This window comes from Oceanisphaera sediminis (genome assembly GCF_039539745.1).
GTDB classification, from domain to species: domain Bacteria; phylum Pseudomonadota; class Gammaproteobacteria; order Enterobacterales; family Aeromonadaceae; genus Oceanimonas; species Oceanimonas sediminis.
This window is the reverse complement of record NZ_BAABDS010000046.1, coordinates 144,283-151,224: the sequence shown is the minus strand read 5'-3', so window position 1 is coordinate 151,224 and position 6,942 is coordinate 144,283. Positions and strand designations below refer to the sequence as shown.

7 protein-coding genes are annotated in these 6,942 nt (G+C 57.4%); 4 read left to right on the top strand and 3 right to left on the bottom strand.

The window, feature by feature from the left end; genetic code table 11:
* The first annotated feature begins 190 nt into the window (after positions 1-190).
* The 4 genes from ABD827_RS16745 (at position 191) to ABD827_RS16730 (ending at position 4,116) form a co-directional block, all read left to right on the top strand.
* Complete coding sequence (locus tag ABD827_RS16745; protein ID WP_298718741.1) at positions 191-583, top strand: YbaN family protein; 393 nt, start codon at positions 191-193, stop codon at positions 581-583.
* Between the two features lie 70 nt (positions 584-653).
* Positions 654-1,199 (top strand): adenine phosphoribosyltransferase, encoded by a 546-nt coding sequence (gene apt / locus ABD827_RS16740; RefSeq protein WP_298718742.1) that lies wholly within the window; start codon positions 654-656, stop codon positions 1,197-1,199.
* Positions 1,200-1,205: 6 nt separating this feature from the next.
* A complete protein-coding gene (gene dnaX, locus ABD827_RS16735; RefSeq protein ID WP_344965820.1) occupies positions 1,206-3,746 on the top strand; it encodes a DNA polymerase III subunit gamma/tau in 2,541 nt (846 codons plus the stop codon).
* Between the two features lie 40 nt (positions 3,747-3,786).
* A complete protein-coding gene (locus tag ABD827_RS16730; RefSeq protein ID WP_298718744.1) occupies positions 3,787-4,116 on the top strand; it encodes a YbaB/EbfC family nucleoid-associated protein in 330 nt (109 codons plus the stop codon).
* 27 nt (positions 4,117-4,143) lie between these two features.
* On the opposite strand, the gene ABD827_RS16725 is transcribed toward ABD827_RS16730, so the two are convergent.
* Genes ABD827_RS16725 through ABD827_RS16715 form a run of 3 tightly spaced genes read right to left on the bottom strand, consistent with a single transcriptional unit; the run spans position 4,144 to position 6,624 of the window.
* Positions 4,144-5,424, bottom strand: a complete 1,281-nt coding sequence (locus ABD827_RS16725) for a tyrosine-type recombinase/integrase (protein WP_344965818.1) — start codon at positions 5,422-5,424, stop codon at positions 4,144-4,146.
* A 13-nt stretch (positions 5,425-5,437) separates the two neighbouring features.
* A complete protein-coding gene (locus tag ABD827_RS16720; RefSeq protein WP_344965817.1) occupies positions 5,438-5,752 on the bottom strand; it encodes a hypothetical protein in 315 nt (104 codons plus the stop codon).
* A 56-nt stretch (positions 5,753-5,808) separates the two neighbouring features.
* Positions 5,809-6,624, bottom strand: a complete 816-nt coding sequence (locus tag ABD827_RS16715) for a hypothetical protein (protein WP_344965816.1) — start codon at positions 6,622-6,624, stop codon at positions 5,809-5,811.
* Between the last annotated feature and the right edge of the window lie 318 nt (positions 6,625-6,942).

The following is a 6,942-nucleotide window of genomic DNA, read 5'->3' as shown; positions in this document are numbered from 1 at the left end:
CGTGTGGCGCAGAACGGTCAGACTGCTGCTTGTCTGCAAAGGCACTGGACCCCCGCGTTCGCGAGGGTGACGATAAAGGCGCATTAGCTCCAGAATCCACATCAGTTATGGAGTATTACTTATCGCATGCACAGGCTCCCTGTGGGGGCTGCTTGCTGCTATGATCGGCAAAGAATTAATGGAGGGCGTTATGCGGATATTATTTGCCCTGCTTGGCAGTATGTCGTTGGGGTTGGGTGTGCTGGGGGCTTTTTTGCCGGTGCTGCCGACGACTCCTTTCGTGTTGTTGTCGGCATTTCTGTTCGGTAAGTCATCACCCAGAGTGCACGGCTGGCTGGTGAATCATCCCTGGTTTGGCGGCATGATCCGCGACTGGCAGGCCCATCGGGGTCTGCGCGCTCATGTGCGGCGCCGGGCCCTGTGGATGATGGCGTTAAGCTTCGGTTTTTCCATTTACATCGTGCCTTTGTGGCCGGTCAAAGTAGGGCTGGCGTTAACCTTTATTGCCCTGCTGGTATGGTTTTTGCGCTTACCTCTGGTACCCGACTCCCCGGCGGTTGCATTGAAGCAGACTAGGCCCTAAGCTAGCCGCCATTCAACCTTATATGCCATGCCCGTGCCGTGTCCGGGCCTAACAAGGCTGCCTGTCTATTATGAAACAAGAAACCCTGAAACTGATTGCCGACAGCATCACTTCCATTCCCGATTATCCCAAAGAAGGCATCGTTTTTCGCGATATCACCAGTCTGGTGGAGAACGCCGAGGCGTTCAAGGCGACCATCGATGCGCTGGTAGAGTTGTACCGTCATTCCGGTATCAACAAGGTGCTGGGCACCGAAGCCCGCGGCTTTATCTTCGGCGCCCCGGTGGCGGCGGCATTGGGGGTAGGATTTATTCCGGCCCGCAAACCGTCCAAACTGCCTCGTGAGGTGATTGAAGTACCGTATGATCTGGAATACGGTCAGGATCGGCTGCAGATTCATGTGGACTCTATTGCACCCGGCGAGAAGGTGCTGATCATCGACGATCTGCTGGCCACCGGTGGCACGGTAGAAGCGGCGGTCAAGCTGGTGCGTCGTTGTGGCGGCGAAGTGCAGGAAGCGGCCTTCGTGATTGCCCTGCCGGCCCTGGGTGGTTTGCAGCGACTGAACAAGATGGGCATTCGGGTGAACAGCCTGGTCCAGTTTGACGGTCATTAACCGACCATGAGCTATCAGGTTCTCGCCAGAAAATGGCGCCCCCGGCGTTTTGCCGATGTGGTGGGTCAGCAACATGTGCTGACCGCCCTGATCAACGCCCTGTCACAGGGGCGGCTGCATCATGCCTATCTGTTCAGCGGCACCCGGGGGGTAGGCAAGACCTCCATCGCCCGGCTGCTGGCCAAGGCGCTGAACTGCGACACCGGCATCACCCCCGACCCTTGTGGTGAATGCACCAGCTGCCTGGAAATAGAGCAGGGTCGTTTTGTCGATCTGCTGGAGATAGATGCGGCCAGCCGCACCAAGGTGGAAGACACCCGCGAACTGCTGGACAACGTGCAGTATCAGCCGGCCCGCGGTCGGTTCAAGGTGTATCTGATTGATGAAGTGCACATGCTGTCGCGGCACAGCTTCAATGCGCTGCTGAAAACCCTGGAAGAGCCGCCGCCGCACGTCAAGTTTCTGCTGGCCACCACGGATCCGCAAAAGCTGCCGATTACCATTCTGTCTCGTTGTCTGCAGTTTCATCTCAAGAGTCTGGAGCCGGGGCTGATCGATGGTCAGTTGCACCATATTCTGCAGCAAGAACAACTACCATTTGAACCCGAGGCGACTGCCGCCCTGGCGCGCGCCGCCGACGGCAGTTTGCGGGATGCCCTGAGCCTGACCGATCAGGCACTGGCCTTTGGCAATGGTGAGGTCAAGCTGGCGCTGGTCGAGTCCATGCTGGGTAACCTCAACCGCAGTCAGTTGCTGGCATTGGTTGAAGCGGTGCTGGCCGGTGATGGTGAGGCCCTGCTGGCGCGGGTAGCCCAACTGGCGAGCATGGGCCCGGATTACGATCAAATCCACAAGGAGCTGATAGGCTTCTGGCATCAGCTGGCGCTGGCCCAGGTGGTACCGGCGCCGCCGTCGCCGTATGCCGCCGAGCTTAACCGGCTGGCCCCGCTGGTGTCGGCCGAGCAAATTCAGCTCTATTACCAGATTTGTCTGCAGGGCCGAAAGGATTTGCCTTTTGCCCCCGATGGCCGCTCGGCGCTGGAAATGACGTTGTTGCGTACCCTGGCATTTCGGCCCGAGGCGCCGGTTGCTACAATCTCCGGTGCGGCCGCACCGCAAGCGTTGCCCGTTGCCGGAGCTGCTCCGGTAAAAAAGCCTGAGCCGCCACCATCCGATGCCGCGTCGCACCACGTGGATGAAAATGATGCCATGGCGGCCAAATTGTGGCAGGAGCAGGACGAAATACTGAACGAAGCGGGGCGTCTGGGTCATGCTGCGCAACCGCAACCGCAACCGCAACCGCAACCGCAACCGCAACCGCAAGAGCAGCCGCAGCTACCGGAGCAGGCACGGCCACAAGAGCAGATACCTGCTCCGCAGGCACCGGCGGCAGACCAAGCAGCTTTGCCTGTGCCGAGGCCATTACCGCCGGCATCGAACTCGGCAGCGCCTGAAACCGAGGCACAAACCACGACGGCAGCGTCTTCGGCCGAGCGGCCAGCGGAGCCGGTAGCGGCTGCGCCGATACCGGAAGCGGCGGCTCCTTCGGCTCCCGCGCCTGCGGTCGACCCCCTTGTTGATGAGGCGGCGGCCGACGTCGCTCGTATTCGGCGCTTGTTGCAAACCCGTAACCGGTTGCGCAGCCAGACCCCGGAGAAAACCCAAGGCCCGGAAAAAACCGCAGCCGAGCCGGACAAGCCGGCAGCCAGAACCCTGTCTGCGCTGTCGCCGACCAGAACGGCGGCTGCCGTTACGCCGTCTGCTGCCAAGCCTGATCATACTCAGGTTCAGCGGTCTGATTCGCCGACGTCTATGGCAGGGCAGGAACGTGATCGCCCTGATGTTGGGGCCATGCGCGGGGCAGACGAATTGCCGCCGCTCGATGCCTATGACGACATGTCCTGGGATGACGACGATACGCCGCCCTGGCAGGATGAGCCGGCCGCTTCCCGGTCAACGGCGGCTCCCATCGTCAAGCCGTCGCCACCGGTAAGCAAGCCGGCCAGCTCATTGCCTCAGTCGACGATTACACCCGGTGCGGCCGCCACTACACCGAAGCAGCCGGCAGCGGATCTCCCCAGGCCCGGCTCATCCCGGATTCGGGCAACGGCAGCCTCGTCTCAGCCTGGCTCCGAGCCCCTGAAGGCGGCGAGCCTGCTGCCCGAGGCCGAGGATGAGTGGACCCGGTTGATGGCACAGCTGCCGTTGGGCGGTTTGCTGCGCCAGCTGGCGATGCACAGCACCCTGGAGCGCGACCAAAACCGATGGCGGCTCTGGTTGCGCCCGGCACACCGTCATCTGCTGAACGACAAGACCCGTCAGGAGCTGGAGGCGGCCATAAACGGCCAGCAGCCGACGCCGGTCAGTTTGCAGGTAGACATCGGCGAGCAGGGCGGTGAAACCCCGTTCGAGATCGAACAATTGCTGTTTCAGGCGGCGACGGCACGCGCCAAAGATGAAATCGAGGCCGATGATGCGGTACAATTTTTCATATCGCGTTTCGCGGCGGTGCTCGACACCGACAGTATCGAGCCCATGGCGCAGTAGCGTCGGGTTTTATTTATCCATTAATCAAGAGTGAGCATGTATGTTTGGTAAAGGTGGAATGGGCAATATCATGAAGCAGGCCCAGCAGATGCAGGAAAAAATGCAGAAGCTGCAAGAAGAACTGGCCCAGCTGGAAGTTGTGGGTGAAGCCGGTGCCGGCATGGTAAAAGTGACCATGGCGGGTAGCCACTCGGTACGCCGTGTCGAGCTGGACGACAGCCTGCTGCAAGACGACAAGGAGCTGCTCGAAGACTTGCTGGCCGCCGCGGTTAACGATGCCGTGCGCCGGGTAGAAGAGCAGAACAAGAGCCGCATGGGCGAACTGACCGGCGGCATGCAACTGCCCCCGGGCTTCAAGATGCCGTTTTAAGGTAATTTAGCCTAGATCAACAGGCACTTAACCGGTGCCTGTATCTTTGGGGGTCGCCAAGGGGTCAAAATCTGCCAGCTTTTCTGCCAACTCATACCTGTAGTTAGGGTTCTCGTTGTCTATCCACCGAGCGTAAATAGTGCGGATCATCCCCCAGTCTTTATGGCCCATCTGTTTGGCAATGTAAGCCGGATGAGCGCCAATCATTAACATCATTGAAGCGTAACTGTGTCGCAGTTGATAGGGCTCTCGATGAGTTAGTTTTGCCTTGCGCAATATATTCGCCCAGGCCTTGGGGGCGGACATCAATTCTGGGTTGAGGTAAGGTTTATTATCTCGGCTGAGGAAGACGCGCCGTCTCGACTCCATTCGTGTTTTGTTTTGCAAGAAGTGTATTTGCTCGTCTCTGGCGGGGTGCATGAAGGTTATTTCACGCTGGCGCTTGAGGGCGTTTAACGCTTCAGGCAACAGCTCGATAGTCCTTATCCCCGCCAGGGTCTTCGGTGGTTTGATGTGGCCGGCGCGGTTCAGGTTATATCGAACCTTGACAGTGCCAGCCTCCATATCAACATCCTCCCAGGCTAACGCTTTCATTTCCCCCGGGCGCATTCCAGTCCAAAACATTAGCTGAATCATTATTTGGTGTTGCTCGCGAGTGCAAGCCAACATGATCCGCGCCAGTTCACTCTGGCTGAATGGGTCAACCAGATCAGCTGGGTCTTGCTCATCACCCGCATTTCGCAGTTTCCTTAAGCGCAGGAAGGGTGATTGCTCAACATATCCGTCTCGAACTGCCTCATCTATCACCGATCTGATGACTCTAAAATACTCTTGGACGGTTGATACCTTCCTCGTTTCCAGCGCCTTATTGCGGAGCACCTCAAGCTCCCTATGACTGATGTCACGTAAGTCCAGTTCTAGCATCTTGTGCTGATCCAAAAAAGTGCGGGCCGTCTTTATCTTTTGCTGTGACGAATATGAGAGATCGTGTCGCCGTGACTCGCAATAAACGTCTAAGTAGTGGCATAGTGATTTGTTGACTATGTTATAGCGCGGATCGCCAGGGAAATGCTTACGCCAGAACGCGGTTTCATCGTTGCAAAACATACCGGCTTGCACATCTATTTTCATAGCCGATAGTTTGTTGCCGGCGTACCGGATGTTTGCTTCTGTTGGCACCAGGCCTAGTGATTTTCTTACCGGGTTGTTGCGGCCGGGCACTTTCAGCGCTATGCGCAGCCTGTCTTTGTGAATATGAACCCCAGGCGTGGCGTCCAGCAGCCGCGCTACCTTGGCTGTTAGATTCATGGGTGATGCTCCTTCAGTGTGTATCGCTGTTCATATACCTCCGTAACTCGCGCAGGTTTACAACGTAGCGGCCATTTTCCAGATTCCAAACCTTACCTTCTGGATAGGTGCCTCGGCGAAAGCGTTGCTTTAATGCTTCAACATTAATGCCTACCAGATCGGCAGCTTTCTTAACGACCATCCAGCCTTGATCGCCACCGGTCGCCTTGAGTAGCTCCAGCTCTTTCTGTATTTCGAGGACTTGGCTTTTTAATCTTTGTAACTCTTCAAATGACGACTGTGCTTGATGCAAGTGATCAGCCATCATCTGGCTAATGTTAGCATGCATAGTGGGCTCCTAATTCTGAACGTTCGCAACTGCTGACACCTCACGGTGCCAGTTTTTTATTTAGGCCATGCGTAGTTTTCACCGATCGGAATGCGGAACCCGGCGGCATGCTTGTGGCCACCACCGCCGAACCGGGCAGCGAGCTCTGCTACGTCCAGTCCGTCATCAGCCGAACGCAAGCTGAATACCCGGTGGGTAGCCGTATCGTAGTAGCAGGCGGCGAAGTGCTCGCCCTGAGCCATGATGTGACCGGCTTCTGAGCTATAGAAGTAGGGGGCATTCAGTATCGGTACATCATGCCCGCCAATGGTAGCGCGAGAGCCTGCAGCTGCGATCAGCTCGTGTATGTCTTTCATGTGCTTGCGGGTGATGGCCACGCCATCGCAATAGAGTTCATCCACATCGGCGGCTATCAGTCGATCCCACAGTTCGAAGTCGTAGGGGTAGGAGAACAGCGCGGCCTGAATTTCCCGGGTGCCTTCCAGTTGAAAGCGCCACAGGTCACGATCCTCGATGTGCTGCAGCAGCTTGGGCGGCTCTTCGTATGAGAAATACTTCCATGCAATCATGGCGCCGCTGTGATTCATGTCGAACACAGCGTGTACATTATCCGGGAGTGGCTCGGCCAGATCCTGCTCTGCGCTTTGGTGATGATCCAGGATGGTGATGTTCTCTGCCTTGGCTGCCATTTGCTCGAGCACTTCCCGCTTGTAGCTGAAGTCCACCATGATTACCTGTCGGCCGGTTACATCCGGTGGAGCATCGCCATAGCGGCCAGGGTGAAACTCAACGTCACCCAGAAATTTGCGAACAACCCAAGCCGCCCCAAAGCCATCGGCACAGTTGTGGTGGTAAATACATAACACTTTCATGGTCTCTCCTTAAATTCGCCCAGCCAGAGCGAGCAAGCTGGCGCCGATGATCAACAGCAGCGCTAGGCCGGTGATGGTATTTCTGTTCATTATCTTTTCCGTGTGAAACGCGGACCTCACTGTTCGTGAAGGCCCAGCTCTTTATCTATCCGCATGTTCTCGAGTCGCTCTCTTGCGCTAAGAGTGCGCGGGCCTCTCGGTTTGGGTGGCGTTGGTGGGGTAGGTGGGGGAGGCGGTGGCCTTGGTGCCGTTGGTTTTGGCGGGGTGACGGCTTTGGTTTTAGGTAGCACTTTGCGGCCTGCTGTTGCCTTTTCCCGA

What these genes read in the sequence shown, in the direction of transcription:
- ABD827_RS16745 (WP_298718741.1), top strand. Translation starts at nt 191, where the DNA reads ATGCGGATATTATTTGCCCTGCTTGGCAGTATGTCGTTGGGGTTGGGT.
- apt (WP_298718742.1), top strand. Translation starts at nt 654, where the DNA reads ATGAAACAAGAAACCCTGAAACTGATTGCCGACAGCATCACTTCCATT.
- dnaX (WP_344965820.1), top strand. Translation starts at nt 1,206, where the DNA reads ATGAGCTATCAGGTTCTCGCCAGAAAATGGCGCCCCCGGCGTTTTGCC.
- ABD827_RS16730 (WP_298718744.1), top strand. Translation starts at nt 3,787, where the DNA reads ATGTTTGGTAAAGGTGGAATGGGCAATATCATGAAGCAGGCCCAGCAG.
- ABD827_RS16725 (WP_344965818.1), bottom strand. Translation starts at nt 5,424, where the DNA reads ATGAATCTAACAGCCAAGGTAGCGCGGCTGCTGGACGCCACGCCTGGG.
- ABD827_RS16720 (WP_344965817.1), bottom strand. Translation starts at nt 5,752, where the DNA reads ATGCATGCTAACATTAGCCAGATGATGGCTGATCACTTGCATCAAGCA.
- ABD827_RS16715 (WP_344965816.1), bottom strand. Translation starts at nt 6,624, where the DNA reads ATGAAAGTGTTATGTATTTACCACCACAACTGTGCCGATGGCTTTGGG.